Origin of the sequence: Streptomyces sp. JH14 (genome assembly GCF_029428675.1) — a bacterium.
In the GTDB taxonomy this organism is placed as follows: domain Bacteria; phylum Actinomycetota; class Actinomycetes; order Streptomycetales; family Streptomycetaceae; genus Streptomyces.
The window spans coordinates 3,943,836-3,962,950 of record NZ_JAJNEL010000001.1; the positions used below are offsets into that span (position 1 = coordinate 3,943,836).

A 19,115-nucleotide genomic window follows, 5' to 3' on the forward strand; every position below is an offset into this window, starting at 1 on the left:
CCCGGCGTCAATCGAGTGGCGGTTCCGAGCCACCCCTCCGTAATGTTCGGATAGCTGCCGGGCCACTTACCGGCCTCATCCGTTCCGCATGTCCCGGGGGGAAACCCGTATGTCTGTCGCCGGTCTCAGACGCGTCGCACATGAGACCGTCTCCGGTCTCCCCAGAGAGTTCTGGTGGCTGTGGACCAGCACCCTGGTCAACAGGCTCGGGGCGTTCGTCGCCACGTTCATGGCGCTCTACCTGACCCTCGACCGGGGCTACTCCGCCTCGTACGCCGGCCTGGTCGCCGCGCTGCACGGGCTCGGCGGGGTGATCTCCTCGCTCGGCGCGGGGGTGATGACCGACCGGCTGGGCCGTCGGCCCACGATGCTGATCGCGCAGACCTCGACCGCTGTGTCGGTGGCCGTGCTGGGCTTCATGGTCCATCCGGCCGCGATCGCCGCCGTCGCCTTCGTCGTCGGTATGGCCAGCAACGCGTCGCGGCCCGCCGTGCAGGCGATGATGGCCGACATCGTCCGCCCCGAGGACCGGGTGCGGGCGTTCTCCCTGAACTACTGGGCGGTCAACCTGGGTTTCGCGGTCTCCTCCGCCGGCGCCGGGTTCATCGCCGAGTACAGCTATCTCGCCGGGTTCATGGTCGAGGCGGCGATGACGCTGTTCTGCGCGGTCGTCGTCTTCCTGAAGGTTCCGGAGTCCCGGCCGCAGACGGCGCACGCAATGGTCCCGGGAACGGCGCCGGCCGAGCCCGCTGTCCGGCTCTCCACCGTGCTGCGCGACGGGCGGTTCATGAGCGTCGTCGGGCTGTCGTTCGTGGTCGCGCTGATCTTCCAGCAGGGCTACGTGGGACTGCCGGTCGCCATGGGTACGGACGGGCTCTCCAGCTCCGACTTCGGCACCGCGATCGCCGTCAACGGCGTGATGATCGTGGTTCTCCAGATTCCGGTCTCCCGCTTCATCCAGCAGCACGACCCGCGCAGTCTGCTGGTCGTGTCGTCGCTGATGGCGGGGTACGGATTCGGACTGACCGCGTTCGCCGGGTCGGTCGCCGTGTACGCGCTGACGATCGGCGTCTGGACGATCGGCGAGATCATCAACGCACCTGTCCAGAGCAACCTGGTCGTCCGCCTCTCCCCGGCCCACGGCCGGGGTCGCTACCAGGGCATGTACACGATGTCGTGGTCGGCGGCCGCGCTGATTGCTCCGCTGATGTCCGGTCTGGTGATCGACCACTACGGGGCGAAGTGGCTGTGGGGGATGTGCGGGGTGCTGGGGACGGTGGCAGCACTCGGGTACTGGGGGCTCATGCGCGGGCTTCCGACGGAGGAGAAGGCCGCGGCCCCGGTGGCGGCGGCGGGCGCACGGAGGGAAACGGCGGACCAGGCGGCCTGATCACCCGGGACGGGCCACGCGGCCGGACCTCTTCGGTACGTACGGACAGAACGGCGCCCGGCGCGGAAGACCTCCGCGCCGGGCGCCGTTCCCGCTCACGCGTCCGGTCGCCCGGATCAGCCGCCGCACTGGCACGGGGCACCGGACTGGCACCCGCACCCGCAGCCGGAGCCGCAGCCACAGGCGCCGAGCACCGTCAGATGGACCACTTCGGCGGGCGTCTCCTGCTCGGGTTCGGTCGTGGGGGAGTCGGCCATGGTGTTCCTCCTCTAGGACATACGTCCAGGCGTACGACAGGGCCGCACGACAGACAGCGACGCACGACCGGGGCGCGGACCACCAGGCATGCCGTATACCGCCTGCCGCCCCATCCCATTGCATGCCCAGTTCCGCCGTCCCGGGAACGGCGCACCGACGGCGCACATGCGCAGACGGCGCAGAATGCGCCGTCCCGCGGTGGCTACGCGCCCTCCACCGACGTCGAGGCCTGGATCTCGTCCGCGTGCTCGCCCGTCACCAGATAGACGACCCTCTTGGCCACCGACACCGCGTGGTCCGCGAACCGCTCGTAGTAGCGGCCGAGCAGCGTCACATCGACGGCCGTCTCGATGCCGTGCTTCCAGCGGTCGTCCATCAGGTGCTGGAACAGCGTGCGGTGCAGCAGGTCCATCTCGTCGTCGTCCTGCTCCAGCTGGAGCGCCAGATCGACGTCCTTCGTGATGATCACCTCGGCCGCCTTGGCCATCAGCCGCTGCGCGAGCTGCCCCATCTCCAGAATGGTGGCGTGCAGGTCGTGCGGCACCGCCGAGTCCGGGAAGCGCAGCCGGGTCAGCTTGGCGACGTGCTGGGCGAGATCGCCCGCGCGCTCCAGGTCGGCGCTCATCCGCAGCGACGTGACCACGATCCGCAGGTCGGTCGCGACCGGCTGCTGGCGCGCGAGCAGGGCGATCGCCCGCGCCTCCAAGTCGTGCTGGAGGTCGTCGACCTTCTGGTCCGCGGCGATCACGCTCTCGGCGAGCTTGAGATCGGCATCGAGCATGGACGCCGTCGCCCGCCCGATCGCCGACCCGACGAGCCGGGCCATTTCGACGAGGCCCTCGCCGATCGAGTCGAGTTCCTCGTGGTAAGCGTCGCGCATGGAAGTCCCTCTCCAGTCCTCACTAAGGCCGGGGCCAGGCCTGAACCCCACGCTCTCACCCTGCGGGGCGTACGCGTCCGGATTCGGCCGACCAAGTGAACCAACCCTTGCCCCTCGGTGAACTCTGGGCGACGAGTGTTCGAGTACGCACCCGGATGGCTGGGAGACCACCCTCGTACCCGCTTAACCTTGAGCTATGGACGTGAACGCGGCGGTCGCCGCAGCTGCAGCGATCGCCGGGTTGTGCACCGGCGTGATCGCCATGCTGGCGTTCCGCTGGAGCGAGCGCGACCTGAAAAAACCGACGCGCACCTCCCTGCGGCCTGACAGCAACGGGGCGCTGCCCCCCGGAGTCGACACGGTCCTGTCCGTGCTCTCCTCCTCCGCGGTCGTGCTCGACGAGAGCGACAGCGTGGTCAAGGCCAGCTCCGCCGCGTATGCGCTCGGACTGGTCAGGGGCGGCCGGCTCGCCGTCGAACCGATGCTGCACATGGCCAGGGACACCCGCAGGGACGGTGAGATACGACAGGTCGAACTGGACCTCCCCCGCCGCGGCACCGGCCGCGGCGAGGCCCTCGCGGTCTCCGCCCGGGTCGCCCCGCTGGGTTCCAGGCTGGTGCTCCTGCTGGTCGAGGACCTCACCGAGGCCCGCCGTATCGAAGCGGTGCGGCGCGACTTCGTCGCCAACGTCAGCCATGAGCTCAAGACCCCTGTCGGCGCGCTCTCTCTGCTCTCCGAGGCGGTCATGGACGCCTCCGACGATCCCGAGGCGGTGGAGCGGTTCGCGGGCCGGATGCAGATCGAGGCGACCCGGCTGACCAACCTCGTACAGGAGCTGATCGACCTCTCCCGGGTGCAGAACGACGACCCGCTGGAGGACGCCGAGCCGGTACGGGTGGACGAACTGGTCGCCGAGGCCATCGACCGCTGCCGCCAGCAGGCCGGCACCAAACAGATCACCATGGCCGCCGGCGGCACCGCGGAGCTCCACATCTGGGGCAACCGCGGCCAGCTCGCCGCGGCACTCGGCAATCTCGTCGAGAACGCCGTCAACTACAGCCCCGCCCGCACCCGCGTCGGCATCGCCGCGAGGCGACTGGTCGCACCGGGCGGGGACCAGATCGAGATCGCCGTGACCGACCAGGGCATCGGCATCTCGGAGAAGGACCGGGAGCGGGTCTTCGAACGCTTCTACCGCGTCGACCCGGCCCGTTCACGTGCCACCGGTGGCACCGGTCTCGGCCTCGCCATCGTCAAACACGTGGCCGCCTCGCACGGCGGGGAGGTCACCGTGTGGAGCTCGGAGGGACAGGGCTCCACCTTCACCCTGCGGCTGCCCGAAGCGGGTTCCGTACGGGACCGAGACCGCTCATCGGGCGGACCGCTCATCGTCAACGCCGACGACGGGACCTACGGCGCCGCCGACCCCGACACTCTTGAACCATTCCCTGCCCCGGAGGTCCTTCCGTGACCCGAGTGCTTGTCGTCGAGGATGAGGAATCCTTCAGCGACGCCCTGTCCTACATGCTCCGCAAAGAAGGCTTCGAGGTCGCCATCGCGGCCACGGGTCCGGACGGGTTGGACGAGTTCGAGCGCAACGGCGCCGACCTCGTCCTCCTCGACCTGATGCTGCCGGGCCTGCCCGGCACCGAGGTCTGCCGCCAGCTGCGCAACAGGTCCAACGTCCCCGTGATCATGGTCACGGCCAAGGACAGCGAGATCGACAAGGTCGTCGGCCTGGAAATAGGAGCCGACGACTATGTGACCAAGCCGTTCTCCTCGCGGGAGCTCGTCGCCCGCATCCGCGCGGTGCTGCGCCGCCGCGGCGAACCGGAGGAGGTCACGCCGGCCGCCCTGGAGGCGGGCCCGGTCCGGATGGACGTGGACCGGCACGTCGTCACGGTCTCCGGCGGCAAGGTCGACCTCCCGCTCAAGGAGTTCGACCTGCTGGAGATGCTGCTGCGCAACGCCGGCCGGGTACTGACCCGGATGCAGCTGATCGACCGCGTCTGGGGCGCGGACTACGTGGGCGACACCAAGACCCTCGACGTCCACGTCAAGCGCCTGCGCGCCAAGATCGAGCCGGACCCGGGGGCGCCGCGCTTCCTGGTGACGGTGCGTGGCCTGGGATACAAGTTCGAGCCGTAAACCGGCCCGGACCCGCAGACATGAAGGAAGGCGCCTCCCGGCCGGGAGGCGCCTTCCTTCATGTGCCGGCTCAGTCGGTCGACGTGTCCGCCGACGCGGAGGCCGCGTCGGTCGGGGTGTTCTCGCTGCCCGCGTCGCCCGGGGTGTCCTCGCTGCCCGCGGCGCCCGCCTCCTCGGAGGGGGAGGCCGACGGCGCGCCCGCGGCCGCGGACGGCGTGGCCGCCGGTGCCACCGGGATCGAGCTCGGGCCGAAGCCCGTGAAGAAGCTGGTGGCCGGGACGACGAAGGCGCCGAGCGGGACGTCGCCGGTCTCGCTGAACTTGAAGACGACCGCCTGCACGTTGCCGTTCTGCGCCGCCTCGCGGCCGTTCTCGATCACGGCGGACGCGTTGCCCTTGCCGCCGAGGACGACCCTGCCGCCGGCCGGGAGGACGACCGGTCCCGCACCGCCGGCGGCGTGCAGCTGCACCGTCGCGCCGGTGCCCGGCAGAGTGATCGCGTCGAGCGTCTGTTGCTTGGTGCCGTTGTTGAACAGCGTCGCGGCGACGACGGCCGGACCTTCGGCGTTGTGCTCCGGCTGGGTGATGACGTTCGCGTTCTGGATCCTGATGTCACCGAGGGTGGTGGCAGCGTTGTCCGGCTTGATCTCGAGCGTCTGCGCGTCATTGCCGGCACCACACGCGGAAAGCGCACCGATCGAGATCACGATGGCAGTGGCGGCAAGGGCGCCGCGTCGAAGGCTGCGGCTCACGGCGGCGGCAACTCCTTGAACGTACGACTTCACGGACGGGAGGGGCGAGCGGCGTAAAGCCGCCCTAAGGGTGTGTCAGCGGCCTTAGGTTACCGAGCCGTCGTCCCCGCCCCGCACCCGACCCGCCCCTGATGCCCCCGGGCATCAGGACCGCCGATCCGCGGGCCTGCCGCTCGACGGTCCCCGGGTCGCGGTCCGCGTACCTGCTCAGGCCCCCGTCTCCGGTGATTCGCATGCTGTTCACATAACCGGCTTGATCAATTCCTGGGGCCTTGACGCATTCCTTGCACATAATCTCCGCAACGGCCGGGCGTTGATCAATTTCATTGGCCACCGGCACTTACGTCCGTGCGGGTGATCGATCTCCGAACGGAGTACGGAAAGTCCACCATCTGGAACCCGGCAAAACGGGACGTTCGGCCACTTCGTGAAGGGTTCGAGGGCATGTGACGTAGGCGTTTCGCCTCGCCCGTACAGCCGCTCCGACCTGCGAATACCGTCTCCGGGAAGGCTTCCGCAGCACGTTCGTGACGCTGTTGTCAAGCCCTGAGATATGCCCTGACCTGCGAAAACGCCATTCAGGAGAAGCTGTTCTCGTGTTACTCTGGATAGCCACGGAAGGGGTACCTGTCACATGACGTTCAAGGTTGGCGACACCGTGGTCTATCCCCATCACGGGGCCGCGCTGATCGAGGCTATCGAAACTCGCCAGATCAAAGGCGTGGACAAGACCTACTTGGTGCTCAAGGTCGCCCAGGGCGACTTGACGGTTCGTGTGCCGGCGGACAATGCGGAGTTCGTGGGTGTGCGCGACGTAGTCGGGCAGGAGGGGCTGGACCGGGTCTTCGAGGTGCTGCGCGCACCGTACGCCGAAGAGCCGACGAACTGGTCCCGGCGCTACAAGGCAAATCTCGAGAAGCTCGCCTCCGGCGATGTCATCAAGGTCGCCGAAGTGGTTCGCGACCTGTGGCGTCGTGAGCGCGAGCGTGGTCTCTCCGCAGGTGAGAAGCGCATGCTCGCCAAGGCTCGCCAGATCCTGGTGAGCGAGCTCGCTCTCGCGGAAAACACGAACGAAGACAAGGCCGAGGCTCTGCTCGACGAGGTCCTCGCGTCCTGACCCGGATCGCACCGGTCGTAAATAAATGTGCCGCGGTGCCCGCTGACCAGCCGTTTTCACGGTGTGTCGTCGGGCGCTGCGGCATGTCCGGATACGGTGCGGACCATCCCTACGACACGTAGCGATATCTTGCTCGCGATCTTGCAGAGCCGACCCCGAGCGGCCGATGCGACTTCCCCGACCCCGACCGGGTGTCACGGAAAGGGTCCCGGTCAGGTCAAGCGTCGCGCCCGGCTCGCTTGTGGCCATACCCATGTCGGCTGTGGAAACAAACATGCTGATGCTTCGGAGTGCAACCGATGTCTGATCAATCGCGTCCGTACCGCACCGCCGCGGTGATTCCCGCCGCCGGCCGCGGCGTACGGCTCGGCCCGGGCGCCCCCAAGGCGCTCCGCGCGCTGAGCGGGACGCCCATGCTCATCCACGCGGTACGGGCCATGGCGGCCTCCCGGTACGTGTCCCTGGTGGTCGTGGTCGCACCGCCGGACGGCGCGCCCGAGGTGAAGCACCTGCTGGACGAGCACGCCCTGCCCGAACGCACCGACTACGTCGTCGTGCCGGGCGGCGACACCCGCCAGGAATCGGTCGGGCTCGGCATCGACGCGCTGCCCGAGGACATCTCCGTCGTCCTCGTCCACGACGCGGCCCGCCCGCTGGTGCCCGTGGACACCGTGGACGCGGTGATCGAGGCCGTGCGGGACGGGGCACCCGCCGTCGTCCCCGCACTGCCGCTCGCCGACACCGTCAAGGAGGTCGAGCCCGGCGCGCCCGGAGCGCCCGAGCCGGTGCTCGGCACCCCCGTCCGCGCCCGGCTGCGCGCCGTACAGACACCGCAGGGCTTCGACCGGGACACGCTGGTCCGCGCCCATGCGGCGGTCGCCGTCGACGGCGACGGCGCGACCGACGACGCCGGCATGGTCGAACAGCTCGGGGCGCCCGTCGTGGTCGTACCCGGGCACGAAGAGGCATTCAAGGTGACCCGGCCGCTGGATCTGGTGCTGGCCGAGGCGGTTCTCGCACGCAGGAGGGCGAACGATGGCTTCTGAGCACGTTCCCGTCATTCCGCAGGTCGGGATCGGGACCGACATCCACGCCTTCGAGGAGGGCCGCGAGCTGTGGTGCGCGGGGCTGCTCTGGGAGGGCGAGGGGCCGGGGCTGGCCGGCCACTCCGACGCCGACGTCGTCGCGCACGCGGCCTGCAACGCGCTCTTCTCGGCGGCCGGGCTCGGCGACCTGGGCCAGCACTTCGGGACGGGGCGCCCCGAGTGGTCCGGCGCCGCGGGCGTGACGCTGCTGACCGAGGCGGCGCGGATCGTACGGGCCGAAGGGTTCGAGATCGGGAACGTCGCCGTTCAGGTCATCGGTGTCCGGCCGAAGATCGGCAAGCGGCGCGACGAGGCGCAGAAGGTGCTGTCCGCGGCGGTCGGCGCGCCGGTCTCGCTGTCGGCCGCGACGTCGGACGGGCTGGGATTCACGGGGCGGGCGGAGGGGCTGGCCGGGGTTGCGACGGCCCTGGTCTACCGGGTGACCTGACTCGCGCCGGGGTCGGGGGTGCGGGGTTCCGCCCTCAATCGCCGGACGGGCTTGGTTGTGTCACCCCGGGCCGTGGGGGTGCCGTCGCCTCCGGCCGGGGGTGGGGTGGGCGGGGCCCCTCCGGGGCGTCTCCTCAGGACTGGCGCGGAAGCCCGCAACGCGGACGAGCCCGGCAGGTGCGCCAGTCCCTGCGGGGACTCCCCTGCACGGCCCCACCCACGCATCACTCGCGTCTGCACCCCGGTGGTCGTGGACGGGAGTGTCATCGGGCTGCAGCCGCGCGACGGCCCGGTCCGGGGCCGTGCAGGGGGGTCCCCGCAGGACGACGAACACAGACCCGGGCTCCTCCGACGACGAGCCCGAACGTTCGTCGTTTGAGGAGACACCCCGGAGGGGCCCCGGACCACCACCCACCGAACCAAGGCAACGGCAAGCTCCCGACCCGGGTCGGACACCCCGAGCCCGTCCGGCGATTGAGGACGGAACCCCCCGCCCCGGAACAGCGGCACCCCACGACGAACGACGACCCGTTCGGGGGCACTGGCACAAAGTCGTCCGCCACGATCCCGAAAGGGGTCGCGGGGCACTGGTGTGGGCCCACTACCCTTGAGGGGTGACTATTCGCCTGTACGACACCAGCGCCCGGCAGATCCGTGACTTCGTACCGCTCACAGCGGGCTGTGTCTCGATCTACCTCTGTGGCGCGACCGTCCAGGCCGCCCCGCACATCGGGCACATCCGGTCGGGGCTGAACTTCGACATCATGCGCCGCTGGTTCGCCTACCGCGGTTACGACGTCACGTTCATCCGGAACGTCACCGACATCGACGACAAGATCATCAACAAGTCGGCCGAACAGGGCCGCCCCTGGTGGTCGATCGGGTACGAGAACGAGCGCGCGTTCAACGACGGCTACGACGCGCTCGGCTGCCTCCCGCCCACCTACGAACCGCGCGCGACCGGCCACATCACCGAGATGATCGAGATGATGCGCGGCCTCATCGAACGCGGCCACGCCTACGAGGCCGACGGCAACGTCTACTTCGACGTGCGCTCCTTCCCCGGCTACCTCGAGCTGTCCAACCAGGACCTGGACGACCTGCGCCAGCCGTCCGGCGAGGGCGAGACCGGCAAGCGCGACCAGCGCGACTTCGCGATGTGGAAGGCGACCAAGCCGGGCGAGCCGAGCTGGGAGACGCCCTGGGGCCGCGGCCGGCCCGGCTGGCACCTGGAGTGCTCCGCCATGGCGCACAAGTACCTCGGTACCGCCTTCGACATCCACGGCGGCGGCATCGACCTGATCTTCCCGCACCACGAGAACGAGATCGCCCAGGCCAAGGCCTACGGCGACGAGTTCGCGAAGTACTGGGTGCACAACGGCTGGGTCACCATGTCCGGCGAGAAGATGTCGAAATCACTCGGCAACTCCGTGCTGGTCAGCGAGATGGTCAAGACCTGGCGGCCGATCGTGCTGCGCTACTACCTCGGTACCCCGCACTACCGGTCGATGATCGAGTACAGCGAGGAGGCCCTGCGCGAGGCGGAGTCCGCGTTCGCGCGGATCGAGGGCTTCGTCCAGCGCGTCATCGAGAAGGCGGGCGGCGAGGTCGAGCCCGCCTCCGAGGTGCCGCTCGCGTTCGCCGAGGCGATGGACGACGACCTGGGCGTCCCGCAGGCCCTCGCGATCGTCCACACCACCGTGCGGCAGGGCAACTCCGCCCTCGCCGCCGACGACAAGGACGCCGCCGTCGCACGGCTCGCGGAAGTCCGGGCCATGCTCGGCGTCCTCGGCCTCGACCCCCTCGACCCGCACTGGAGCGGCGAGAGCGACCGCGGCGAGGACCTGCACGGGGTCGTCGACACCCTCGTACGCCTCGTCCTGGACCAGCGCCAGTCCGCCCGCGACCGCAAGGACTGGCCCGCCGCCGACGCCATCCGCGACCAGCTCAACCAGACGGGACTCGTCATCGAGGACAGCCCGACCGGCCCACGGTGGACGCTCGGCCCGCGCCAGTAGTCCTCACCATGTGCCGCCCGGCGATCCGGGCGGCACACTTTCATTACGTACGCACGTCTGAAGCAAGGAAACAGGTAGGTCATGGCCGGGAACAGCCAGCGCAGGAACCGCCGCACGTCCAACAAGAAGGGCGCGCAGGTCGGCAGCGGTGGCCAGCGACGCCGTGGTCTCGAAGGCAAGGGACCGACGCCGCCCGCCTCCGTCCGTAAGGGACACAAGAAGAACCGGATCGCGAACGCCCAGGCCAAGCAGGCCGCGGCCCGCCGCCCCGCGCCCCGGCGCGGCGGCGTCAAGGGCACGTCCGAGATGGTCGTGGGGCGCAACCCGGTCTACGAGGCGCTGCGCGACGGCGTCCCCGCGACCACCCTGTACGTGCAGCAGTACATCGAGAACGACGAGCGGGTCCGCGACGCGCTCCAGCTGGCCGGCGAGCGCGGCAACATCAATCTGATGGAGGCGCCGCGCCCCGAGCTCGACCGGATGACGAACGGCCTGAACCACCAGGGCCTCGTCCTCCAGGTCCCGCCGTACGAGTACGCGCACCCGGAGGACCTCACCGCCGCCGCGTACGACAACGGCGAGGACCCGCTGATCGTCGCGCTCGACGGGGTCACCGACCCGCGCAACCTGGGTGCGATCGTCCGCTCCGTCTCCGCGTTCGGCGGCCACGGGGTGGTCGTGCCGGAGCGCCGCGCGGCCGGGATGACCGCCGGAGCCTGGAAGTCGTCGGCGGGCACCGCGGCCCGTACGCCGGTCTCCCGCGTGACGAACCTGACCCGCGCCCTGGAGGGCTACCAGAAGGCGGGCATCACGGTCGTCGGCCTCGCCGCGGACGGCGAGCACACCGTGCAGGACCTCGAGGCCCTGGGCGGCCCCGTCGTCATCGTGATCGGCAGCGAGGGCAAGGGTCTGGGCCGGCTGGTCGGCGAGACCTGTGACTACCTGGTGCGGATCCCGATGCCGGGTGGTGCGGAATCGCTGAACGCCGGTGTGGCGGCGGGCATCGTGCTGTACGAGACGGCCCGGCGCCGCGCCTGACGCACCGTCGCATCCGCCGGACCGGCCGGGAGCGGAGGGGAAGCGAAGGGGTGCGGGTGCCACCGGCGCACGGGTGCGCCGGTGGCCGGGATCTCGCGGCTCCTCGCCCCCGGAAAAGCACCCGGTCGGGCGTCCGCCGACGGGGCGGCGACACCCGTCACCACCTGTTGACGGGCCTCGGACACTTCAGGCCCGTCAAGGCAGTGTCCTAAACACAGATCACTCGGTTAGATGAGTGTGGACACCAGAACGCCGCGGTTCGACGAACTGCCCGCCCTGAGCATGACCAAGGTGGACTGCGACCCTGCGCAGGTCATCGTCAGCCACGCCAGCTTCCGGGTGCAGCTCGCGCCCGGCCAGCGGGTACGGCTGCGCGGTACAGCCCCTGTGGGGCCGGTCAGGATTCCCGCGATGAGCGGCTCCGGCGCCGGGCGCGGCAGGCGCACACCCGTCGTGTGGAGCGGCAGGTCCGCCCCCGGCGACCCCGGCGCCACCGGACTTCTCCAAGCCGTACGGAACTCCACCGCGGGCCGCGTGGGCGACACGTACGGCGCGTATGACGCGTATGACGCGTACAGCTCGTACGGCTCCGGGTTCGACGACGGACGCGGCGGCGTCACCACGCAGGTCGCCCCGCACCTGGACGACACCCAGCCGACCCCCGTCATCACGGCACCGCACCAGCCCGGCTTCCCCGGCAACGGACCGCTGCTGCCGCCCATGCGGCAGGCGGTCGGCGCATACGACCCCGTGGACACCGGACCGTACGAGGAAGAGCCGTACGAGGACGACGAGTTCGAGGAAACCCTCGGGGCCAGGCCGCCGCGCCACGGCGCCGACGCCGTCCGGCACGCCTACTACCCCGGCCGCCGGATGAACCTCGGGGTCGTACTCCTCCCGATGCGGGTCTTCCTCGGCTTCATCTCCATCTACGCCGGCATGGGCAAGCTCTGCGACCCCGTCTTCTTCGACGGCGGCGACCGGGGCTCCATGGTCAAGTGGCTGGCATCACTGCACCCTTGGGCGCTCGCCGAGCCGCTGCGGGACTTCGCGCTCTCGCACCCGGTCGGCGCCGGACTCAGCGTCGCCTTCCTCCAGATCGTCGTCGGTGTCCTCACCGTTCTCGGCCTGTGGCAGCGCCTCGCCGCCTCCGTCGGCGCCCTGCTCTCCGCCGCCCTGCTGGTCACCGTCAGCTGGCGCACCGTCGCCGTCTACGACGCGCCGGACATCATCTACCTCGCCGCCTGGAGCCCGCTGATCATCGCGGGCGCCCCCGTCTACTCCGTCGACGGACGGCTGGCCGGCGAGGCCTGGCGCAGGCTCGGCCCGCGCTCCGCGATCTGGGACCTGCGCCGCCGGGTACTGCGCCGCGGCGCCGTCGTCGCCACCGTCGTCGTCGGGCTCACCCTGCTGGTCGGCTCGATGCTCGGAGGCGCCGTACGCTCCTCCGAGGTCGTCACCGTGCCCGGCCCGAACGACAACCCGACCAACCAGCTTCCCGGTTCCCCGCTCCCGCAGGAGTCCACCGGCAGCCCCTCGCACACCCCCGCAGGACGGAAGCCCGCACCGTCGCGCTCCAGTGCCGCCACCATCCCGTCCGCCCCGGCGTCCACACCCGGTACGGGCAGCGTCCGCGAATCCGGCCAGGCCGCCGGCGCCGGACAGCCCAGCCAGACGCAGGGCACCGGCAGCCGGACTCCGCGGCGGACGCCCCCGCAGCCGCCGGCCACCAGCTCCGGACCGACCTCGTCCGGTTCCACCGGCACGGGCGGCGGTTCCACCGGCGGCGGATCGACTGGCGGCGGATCGACCGGCGGCGACTCCACGGGCTCGACGTCCGGCGGCACGTCGGGCGGCGGCCGCAACCCGATCGGCGGGCTGTTCGGCTGAGGAGCAAGAAGCACGACAGAGAGGGGCGGTCGCCGGGTCTCCGGCGACCGCCCCTCTCCTTCTCCGTACCCGGCCCCCGCCTCAGCGGGCCTGCGGACCGTCCAGCTCCCTCGCCGCCTCGGTCAGGTCCTTCGCCGTGTCGATGGCCCGCCAGTAGGCCCCCAGCGGCAGCGGATACCCGGCCAGCCGGCGCTCGCGGGCCAGCCGTGGGAACGTCGTCCGCTCGTGGTCGCCCCGCTCCGGCAGCAGCGTCGTGAACAGCGGTGAGAAGACGTACACACCCGCGTTGATCAGATACGGCGACGGCGGCGACTCGATGAAGTCGGTGATGTGCCCGAACGCGTCCGTCTCCACGGCACCCCACGGGATACGGGGACGGGCCAGCGCCAGCGTGGCCGTCGCATCACGCTCCGCGTGGAAGGCGGCCATCTCGCGCAACGAGAAACGGGTCCAGATGTCGCCGTTCGTGGCGTACCAGGGCTCCGAGGGGTCCGGGAGCCGGGCGGCAGCGTGCTTGAGGCCGCCCCCGCGGCCCAGCGGCTCCGACTCCACGACGGTCGTCACCCGCAGCGGCAGCACCGCTTCGGCGAGCCACTCCTGAAGCACCTCGGCCAGATGACCGCACGACACGACGGCATCGGTCACGCCCTCGGCGGCCAGCCAGGAAAGCTGATGGCCGATGATCGGAGTCCCGGTGCCCGGGATCTCGACCATCGGCTTGGGGCGGTCATCGGTGTACGGGCGCAGCCGTGACCCCTGGCCACCCGCCAGGATCACGGCCTGCGTCGGATACGTATGCATGGCAGGCACGATATGCCGTGCCCGGGCCGTGCCCGTCAGCTGAACTGCGCGACACCCGAGGCGAACGACGTGTCGCAGACCGGCCGGGAGAACCGGTGCGCGCGCACCGGACCGTACCGCTCGACCGCGGCCCGGCCCAGCGCCCTGGCGATCGTCATGCAGTGCCGGGCGAGCGTCGGGCGGCCTTCGACGGATCGCTGGAGGTCCGTCAGCGCGACGCCCGGGTCCTTCTGCTGGAGTTCCAGGAGCAGCCGGTCGCGCAGCACGTCCTGCGGGGCGCGGGCCGCGGCACGCTGCGAGACGGGCTGGGCCGCCGCGGTGAGTACCTGCGACTCGGAGTTGTGCGCTGCCCACGGCACACGGGTGACCGCGAGGGTCCCGGACAGGACCATGACGACGGGCAGGACGAGAGCGAGAGTTCGGCCGATGCGGCGCGCGGTGTGGGTCACGCAGCGAGCGTAGCGGGGAGTGATGATTTGGCGACATTTCGTCACCCTTGCGGGGGACGGCGCACGGGTACTTTTCGCATCACTGGTTGACGACAGCTGGTGAAATAACCGAAGTGTCAGGGTATTTGGGCCAGATTCCGGCCGCCCTGGATTGAAACCCGCACACGGGCATCGGCACGCGAACGGCCCCGCACCACGGGGGTGCGGGGCCGTTCGCGTACGGCGTGTGCGACGTCAGTCGGTGAGACGCTCGCCCGTCGACGTCGAGAAGACGTGCAGCTCGTCCGGGCGCGGCACGACGTGCAGCTTGGTGCCCTTCTCCGGCACGGCGCGGCCGCCGACGCGGACCACGAGGTCCTTGTCCTGGCCGCCGACCTGCGCGGAGCCGTAGACGAAGCCGTCGGCGCCGAGCTCCTCGACGACGTTGACCGAGACGGCCAGACCGGCCGGGGCGTCGGCGCTGTCCTTCGAGAGCGACTTGGCGGCGGCGCCACCGTGCTCGACGATGTCGAAGTGCTCCGGGCGGATGCCGACCGTGACCGTGGTGTCGCCGCGGTCGGCGGCGGCGGTGAGCGCCTCGCGGGAGACCGGGACGACGCTGTTGCCGAACTTCACGCCACCGTCGGTGATCGGGACCTCGACCAGGTTCATGGCCGGGGAGCCGATGAAGCCGGCGACGAAGAGGTTGGCCGGGCGGTCGTACATGTTGCGCGGCGAGTCGACCTGCTGCAGCAGACCGTCCTTGAGGACCGCGACACGGTCACCCATGGTCAGGGCCTCGACCTGGTCGTGCGTGACGTACACGGTCGTGATGCCGAGACGGCGCTGCAGCGACGCGATCTGCGTACGGGTGGAGACACGGAGCTTGGCGTCGAGGTTCGACAGCGGCTCGTCCATGAGGAAGACCTGCGGCTCACGCACGATGGCGCGGCCCATCGCGACACGCTGACGCTGACCACCGGAGAGCGCCTTCGGCTTGCGGTCCAGGTACTCGGTGAGGTCCAGCATCTTGGCGGCCTCTTCGACCTTCGCCCGGATCTCGGTCTTGTTGACACCGGCGATCTTGAGCGCGAAGCCCATGTTGTCCGCGACGGACATGTGCGGGTAGAGCGCGTAGTTCTGGAACACCATGGCGATGTCCCGGTCCTTCGGCGGCAGGTGCGTGACGTCGCGGTCACCGATGCGGATCGCGCCGCCGTTGACGTCCTCGAGACCCGCGAGCATGCGCAGGGAGGTCGACTTGCCACAGCCGGAAGGACCGACGAGGACGAGGAACTCACCGTCCGCGATGTCGATCTCGAGCTGGTCCACCGCGGGCTTGGTGGAGCCGGGGTAGATGCGGGACGCCTTGTCGAACGTGACACTGGCCATGCTGAATCTTCTCCTCCACCGGCAGGAACGTGCCGGACGATCCGAGTAACGGAGTGGTCTGGTCCATTTGGGTGAACCTTCAGCGACGCTACCTGGCCATTTCGAATCTGTCAGTAGTTCTCGGGCGACTGAAATATCGCATCGGGACCTGGCGGCCGGAACGACGTACCTCCGGTCCCGTGCGTTCGGGCAGAACCACGGACTCTTGGCCGCCGTGCACCGGGCGCCACCTCCTTCGCCGCCCGCCGCCGGCGCGGCGCCATCGTGAGGGCCGTACCCGGCCGGTCCCGCAGGGGTGCCATGGGCAGGTCGGCCGGCGGCCGATGACCGACCGGTCACGGGCGCGGAAGAACTTCGTGGATCAGGAGTCGGGCTGCTGTGTAGAGTGAGGGAACTTGCGCGCGCGGCTTTGCTGTCCGTGTTGCCTCCTTAGCTCAGCTGGCCAGAGCAACGCACTTGTAATGCGTAGGTCATCGGTTCGAATCCGATAGGGGGCTCGGAGAAAGGCCAGGTCAGACATCATCTGACCTGGCCTTTTCCATTGACTGGATGCGGCGGCGTGCGCGGGAGCGGGCCGCGCGGCGGCCGCCGGTCTCAGTCCTGGTCTCCGTTGTGGGCTCAGGTGACGGTTTCGGGGCGGGCAGGAGGGCGTTGCCCGCGCGTCGCATCGTGACCGCCGCCCTTGCGTCCGGGGCAGATGCTCGCGTGCTTGGCACAGGTCTTGCTGCAGGTGCCTTGCCCCTACCGGAGGTACACCCCGAGCCCCTTCGTGCACCGCACCGCCCCGTCCTCGTGGATCAGCAGCGCCTCCGTGCCGTCCAGCGACTCCAGCCACGGCAGAGCCCGTTCGGACCCCATCGCGAAGGCCGCAGTCGCCCAGGTGTCCGCCCAGGTCAGGCTCGGGGTCACCACGGTGACGGCGGCCAGGTCCGTTTCGGCGGCCAGACCTGTGTGCGGATCCACGATGTGACGGCCGCGCTCGGCCGTGCCGGACGACGCCACGGCCACTTCACCCGCCCCCGAGACGACCGCCGCCAGAGCGCCCGGTCGAAGCGGGTCGGCCACCCCGATCCGCCACGGCCGGTCCGGCCCCGGAGCCCCGTACAACTGCGCGTCGCCGCCACCGTTCACACTCACGCCGTCCACGCCCGCCCCAGCGATCCGCCGTGCCGCGCGCTCGGTCGCCCACCCCTTCACCAGGCCCGTCGGGTCGACCGACCCCGCGTACGTCGCGCTGAACCAGCCCCCGCTGAGCCGCTCCGCCTCCCCGCACAGCGCCAGCACCGCGCCGACCTCCGGGTCGCAGTCCGCGGTGGTCAGCTCGCCGCGCGCCAGCCGGGAGACCTGGCTGCCTGCGCGGTAGGTGCTGAACACCTCGTCGACGCGGTGGAGTTCGGCCACCGCCGCGTCCAGCGCCTCCCGGACACCGCTCGGCCGGCCGCCGCGGATGTCGAAGGAGAAGACCGTGCCCATGACCTCCTCGGCATGCCGCCACGGCTCAGCCACCGGCCTGATCCAGAGCGGACTGCAGGGACGTGCGGTACCCGTCGCTGGTGTACGTGGCTCCCGAGAGGGTGTCGATGTCGGCGCTCTGCGCGGCCAGCGCCTCCCTCGTCAGCTGGGGTATCGCGTAGCTGTTGATCTGCTGGTCCCTCGGGTTCTCCTGGGGGTACGTGACCGCGGTGACGTCGGTGATCTTGCCGTTCTTCACGGTGACACGGACCTGTACGGGGCCGTAGCGGGTCTGGACCGAGTCCCCGGTGACCGTCTTCGTGCCCGTGGCCGACCTGCTCGATCCTCCGGAGCCGGCCGACGCGCTCGAACCGACCGACGGTGCGCCCACAGCGACGCTCGGGGTCGTGTGCGGCTTCAGCGACAGCAGCAGCACCATCCCGGAGACGGTGGCGGCGCTCGCCAGCACGATGCGGCGCAGCGGACGGTTCTTCTTCAACCCGTGCATTTCTACGGCCTCACAGTTCGAACGACTCGTGCTGGATACGGCGGTCCGGAACCCCGGCGGTGCGCAGCGCCTCGTACAGGTCCTGGGCGAATCCGTGCGGCCCGCACAGGTACACGTCGCGCCCGGCGAGATCGGGCACGGCCGCGCGCAGGGACTCGGCCGTGAAGCTGGGGCGCTGCCCGTGCGGACCGTTGAGCGCATACAGCACCCTCGCCCCGCGCCACCGCGCGATGGCCTCGAGCTCCCCACCCAGGGCGAGGTCCTCGGTCGTGCGCGCCCGGTAGACGAGGGTGACGTCGCCGGGCAGCGTCTCGAACAGGGCCCGCAGCGGGGTGATGCCGACACCGCCCGCGATCAGCAGGGACTTGTGCGTGGTGCTCCGGTCGGCGGTCAGCGACCCGTAAGGGCCCTCCGCCCACACCCGCGTGCCCGGCCGCAGCATCGGGACGGCGGCGCTGTGGTCTCCGAGCGCCTTGACCGTGATCCGTAGCAGGTCCTGGCGGGGCGGCGCCGACAGGGAGTACGGCGTGGAGGTCCAGCGCATGCCCTCCGTGAGGAACCGCCAGCGGAAGAACTGCCCCGGTCGCGCACCCAACTCGTGCAGCTGCCGCCCGTGCATGACGACCGAGTACACGCCCGGCGCCTCCCGGTGCACGGACTCGACGCGCAGCCGGTGACGCAGGTTCAGCCGCACCGGGGCGAGGATCCGGAACCACATCACCAGGGCGGCGGCGCCCAGGTACAGCACGTACCAGGCCGCCTGCGCCGGGCCGTCGCCGGTGAAGTCGGACCCGAGGGCGAGCTGGTGGCCGAAGGCGAGGAAGACCGCGGCGTACGTGAGCAGGTGCACGTAGTACCAGAACTCGTGGTTGACCCGGCGGCGCACGGCGCGGGCCGAGGTGATCCCGACGGCGAACAGGATGACTGTGCCGGCGGTGCCCTTGAGCATCTCCGGGTAGTCCAGGACCACCGTGAGCGTCTCGTGCACGATCGAGGAACCGTCCTGGGCGGCGTACCCGAAGAGGATCAGCACGACGTGGGCGACCAGCAGGCAGATCGTGTAGCGGCCCGCCATCGCGTGCCAGCGCGCCACCCGGTCCGAGCCGATCCGCCGCTCGAGGAGCGGGACGCGGGCCATCAGCCCGACGAGTACGGCGCAGGCGTAGCCGCACAGCAGCCCCGCGATCCGCCCGGCCCCGGTCAGCAGGCCCGCCGTGCCCACGACCGACCCCGTGTCCTGCCACCACAGGGCGACCACCGCCGCGGCACCGCCCCACAGGAAGATGAGCACCGGGCCGGCGTGGGAGCGCCGGGGCTCGGGAGGCGCAAGGGCCACCGCCCGCTGCTCGTACACCGTCGTCATCCACTCGTCCTTTCGGCTGTCTGCGAGGCAACCTGCGGCTGTCCGCGAAGGGTGCTGCCGCAGTGCACGAGACCGAGACGGGTCCTGCGCCTGCCCGGGACGCAACTGTGCCGGGGGAACCTTTGAGCCGGCTCTGAGCGCACGGCGAG

18 protein-coding genes and 1 tRNA gene are annotated in these 19,115 nt (G+C 70.5%); 10 read left to right on the forward strand and 9 right to left on the reverse strand.

Going from position 1 to position 19,115, the window contains the following annotated elements:
• Positions 1–109: 109 nt before the first annotated feature.
• Positions 110–1,390, forward strand: a complete 1,281-nt coding sequence (locus LRD69_RS17805; RefSeq protein ID WP_277327566.1) for an MFS transporter — start codon at positions 110–112, stop codon at positions 1,388–1,390.
• Positions 1,391–1,506: 116 nt separating this feature from the next.
• Here the strand turns inward: LRD69_RS17805 and LRD69_RS17810 are convergent, their stop codons facing one another.
• Together LRD69_RS17810 and phoU are read right to left on the reverse strand one after the other, a co-directional pair.
• Positions 1,507–1,647 (reverse strand): hypothetical protein, encoded by a 141-nt coding sequence (locus LRD69_RS17810; RefSeq protein WP_277327567.1) that lies wholly within the window; start codon positions 1,645–1,647, stop codon positions 1,507–1,509.
• Positions 1,648–1,850: 203 nt separating this feature from the next.
• Positions 1,851–2,528, reverse strand: coding sequence for a phosphate signaling complex protein PhoU (gene phoU / locus LRD69_RS17815; RefSeq protein WP_277327568.1), 678 nt, complete (start codon positions 2,526–2,528; stop codon positions 1,851–1,853).
• A gap of 196 nt (positions 2,529–2,724) precedes the next feature.
• On the opposite strand from phoU, the gene LRD69_RS17820 reads away from it, so the two are divergent.
• Together LRD69_RS17820 and LRD69_RS17825 are read left to right on the forward strand one after the other, a co-directional pair.
• Entirely contained in the window at positions 2,725–3,999 is a 1,275-nt protein-coding gene (locus LRD69_RS17820) for an ATP-binding protein (RefSeq protein ID WP_277327569.1), read from the forward strand.
• The gene (locus tag LRD69_RS17825; protein ID WP_030929487.1) at positions 3,996–4,676 is read left to right on the forward strand and encodes a response regulator transcription factor; all 681 of its coding nucleotides are present in this window, start codon (positions 3,996–3,998) and stop codon (positions 4,674–4,676) included. The genes LRD69_RS17820 and LRD69_RS17825 overlap by 4 nt, the downstream gene beginning before the upstream one ends.
• Before the next feature lie 70 nt (positions 4,677–4,746).
• Here the strand turns inward: LRD69_RS17825 and LRD69_RS17830 are convergent, their stop codons facing one another.
• On the reverse strand, positions 4,747–5,427 hold the full coding sequence (locus LRD69_RS17830) for a DUF461 domain-containing protein (RefSeq protein ID WP_277327570.1): 681 nt from the start codon (positions 5,425–5,427) through the stop codon (positions 4,747–4,749).
• Between the two features lie 634 nt (positions 5,428–6,061).
• On the opposite strand from LRD69_RS17830, the gene LRD69_RS17835 reads away from it, so the two are divergent.
• From LRD69_RS17835 to LRD69_RS17860, 6 genes are all read left to right on the forward strand, one after another.
• Entirely contained in the window at positions 6,062–6,544 is a 483-nt protein-coding gene (locus tag LRD69_RS17835; RefSeq protein WP_006380568.1) for a CarD family transcriptional regulator, read from the forward strand.
• A gap of 299 nt (positions 6,545–6,843) precedes the next feature.
• On the forward strand, positions 6,844–7,590 hold the full coding sequence (ispD, locus tag LRD69_RS17840; protein WP_277327571.1) for a 2-C-methyl-D-erythritol 4-phosphate cytidylyltransferase: 747 nt from the start codon (positions 6,844–6,846) through the stop codon (positions 7,588–7,590).
• On the forward strand, positions 7,580–8,077 hold the full coding sequence (ispF, locus tag LRD69_RS17845) for a 2-C-methyl-D-erythritol 2,4-cyclodiphosphate synthase (RefSeq protein ID WP_277327572.1): 498 nt from the start codon (positions 7,580–7,582) through the stop codon (positions 8,075–8,077). Before ispD ends, ispF begins: the two co-directional genes overlap by 11 nt.
• A 613-nt stretch (positions 8,078–8,690) precedes the next feature.
• On the forward strand, positions 8,691–10,094 hold the full coding sequence (cysS, locus tag LRD69_RS17850) for a cysteine--tRNA ligase (RefSeq protein WP_277327573.1): 1,404 nt from the start codon (positions 8,691–8,693) through the stop codon (positions 10,092–10,094).
• A gap of 81 nt (positions 10,095–10,175) precedes the next feature.
• A complete protein-coding gene (rlmB, locus tag LRD69_RS17855) occupies positions 10,176–11,132 on the forward strand; it encodes a 23S rRNA (guanosine(2251)-2'-O)-methyltransferase RlmB (protein ID WP_277327574.1) in 957 nt (318 codons plus the stop codon).
• Positions 11,133–11,363: 231 nt separating this feature from the next.
• Positions 11,364–13,022, forward strand: coding sequence for a DoxX family protein (locus LRD69_RS17860; protein WP_277327575.1), 1,659 nt, complete (start codon positions 11,364–11,366; stop codon positions 13,020–13,022).
• 81 nt (positions 13,023–13,103) lie between these two features.
• Here the strand turns inward: LRD69_RS17860 and LRD69_RS17865 are convergent, their stop codons facing one another.
• The 3 genes from LRD69_RS17865 to ugpC form a co-directional block, all read right to left on the reverse strand.
• A complete protein-coding gene (locus tag LRD69_RS17865) occupies positions 13,104–13,823 on the reverse strand; it encodes a nucleotidyltransferase family protein (protein ID WP_277327576.1) in 720 nt (239 codons plus the stop codon).
• 35 nt (positions 13,824–13,858) lie between these two features.
• Positions 13,859–14,272 carry a hypothetical protein gene (locus LRD69_RS17870; protein WP_277327577.1) on the reverse strand — a complete coding sequence of 138 codons (414 nt, stop codon included), beginning with the start codon at positions 14,270–14,272 and terminating at the stop codon, positions 13,859–13,861.
• Between the two features lie 234 nt (positions 14,273–14,506).
• Positions 14,507–15,643 carry a sn-glycerol-3-phosphate ABC transporter ATP-binding protein UgpC gene (gene ugpC, locus LRD69_RS17875; protein ID WP_277327578.1) on the reverse strand — a complete coding sequence of 379 codons (1,137 nt, stop codon included), beginning with the start codon at positions 15,641–15,643 and terminating at the stop codon, positions 14,507–14,509.
• A 423-nt stretch (positions 15,644–16,066) separates the two neighbouring features.
• Here ugpC and LRD69_RS17880 point away from each other — a divergent pair.
• Positions 16,067–16,140, forward strand: a tRNA-Thr gene (locus LRD69_RS17880).
• Positions 16,141–16,384: 244 nt separating this feature from the next.
• On the opposite strand, the gene LRD69_RS17885 is transcribed toward LRD69_RS17880, so the two are convergent.
• From LRD69_RS17885 to LRD69_RS17895, 3 genes are read right to left on the reverse strand one after another with little or no spacing between them, the layout of a single operon-like run.
• Entirely contained in the window at positions 16,385–17,116 is a 732-nt protein-coding gene (locus tag LRD69_RS17885) for an FAD:protein FMN transferase (RefSeq protein ID WP_277329772.1), read from the reverse strand.
• 25 nt (positions 17,117–17,141) lie between these two features.
• Positions 17,142–17,603 (reverse strand): FMN-binding protein, encoded by a 462-nt coding sequence (locus tag LRD69_RS17890; protein WP_277327579.1) that lies wholly within the window; start codon positions 17,601–17,603, stop codon positions 17,142–17,144.
• A 10-nt stretch (positions 17,604–17,613) separates the two neighbouring features.
• The gene (locus LRD69_RS17895; protein ID WP_277327580.1) at positions 17,614–18,966 is read right to left on the reverse strand and encodes a ferredoxin reductase family protein; all 1,353 of its coding nucleotides are present in this window, start codon (positions 18,964–18,966) and stop codon (positions 17,614–17,616) included.
• Positions 18,967–19,115 lie beyond the last annotated feature (149 nt).

Excerpts from the sequence above, each read along its gene's own strand:
- LRD69_RS17805 (WP_277327566.1), top strand. The coding sequence starts at position 110 with ATGTCTGTCGCCGGTCTCAGACGCGTCGCACATGAGACCGTCTCCGGT.
- LRD69_RS17810 (WP_277327567.1), bottom strand. The coding sequence starts at position 1,647 with ATGGCCGACTCCCCCACGACCGAACCCGAGCAGGAGACGCCCGCCGAA.
- LRD69_RS17860 (WP_277327575.1), top strand. The coding sequence starts at position 11,364 with ATGAGTGTGGACACCAGAACGCCGCGGTTCGACGAACTGCCCGCCCTG.
- LRD69_RS17895 (WP_277327580.1), bottom strand. The coding sequence starts at position 18,966 with ATGACGACGGTGTACGAGCAGCGGGCGGTGGCCCTTGCGCCTCCCGAG.
- phoU (WP_277327568.1), bottom strand. The coding sequence starts at position 2,528 with ATGCGCGACGCTTACCACGAGGAACTCGACTCGATCGGCGAGGGCCTC.
- rlmB (WP_277327574.1), top strand. The coding sequence starts at position 10,176 with ATGGCCGGGAACAGCCAGCGCAGGAACCGCCGCACGTCCAACAAGAAG.
- LRD69_RS17820 (WP_277327569.1), top strand. The coding sequence starts at position 2,725 with ATGGACGTGAACGCGGCGGTCGCCGCAGCTGCAGCGATCGCCGGGTTG.
- LRD69_RS17865 (WP_277327576.1), bottom strand. The coding sequence starts at position 13,823 with ATGCATACGTATCCGACGCAGGCCGTGATCCTGGCGGGTGGCCAGGGG.
- LRD69_RS17835 (WP_006380568.1), top strand. The coding sequence starts at position 6,062 with ATGACGTTCAAGGTTGGCGACACCGTGGTCTATCCCCATCACGGGGCC.
- LRD69_RS17890 (WP_277327579.1), bottom strand. The coding sequence starts at position 17,603 with ATGCACGGGTTGAAGAAGAACCGTCCGCTGCGCCGCATCGTGCTGGCG.
- LRD69_RS17885 (WP_277329772.1), bottom strand. The coding sequence starts at position 17,116 with ATGGGCACGGTCTTCTCCTTCGACATCCGCGGCGGCCGGCCGAGCGGT.
- ispF (WP_277327572.1), top strand. The coding sequence starts at position 7,580 with ATGGCTTCTGAGCACGTTCCCGTCATTCCGCAGGTCGGGATCGGGACC.
- ugpC (WP_277327578.1), bottom strand. The coding sequence starts at position 15,643 with ATGGCCAGTGTCACGTTCGACAAGGCGTCCCGCATCTACCCCGGCTCC.
- ispD (WP_277327571.1), top strand. The coding sequence starts at position 6,844 with ATGTCTGATCAATCGCGTCCGTACCGCACCGCCGCGGTGATTCCCGCC.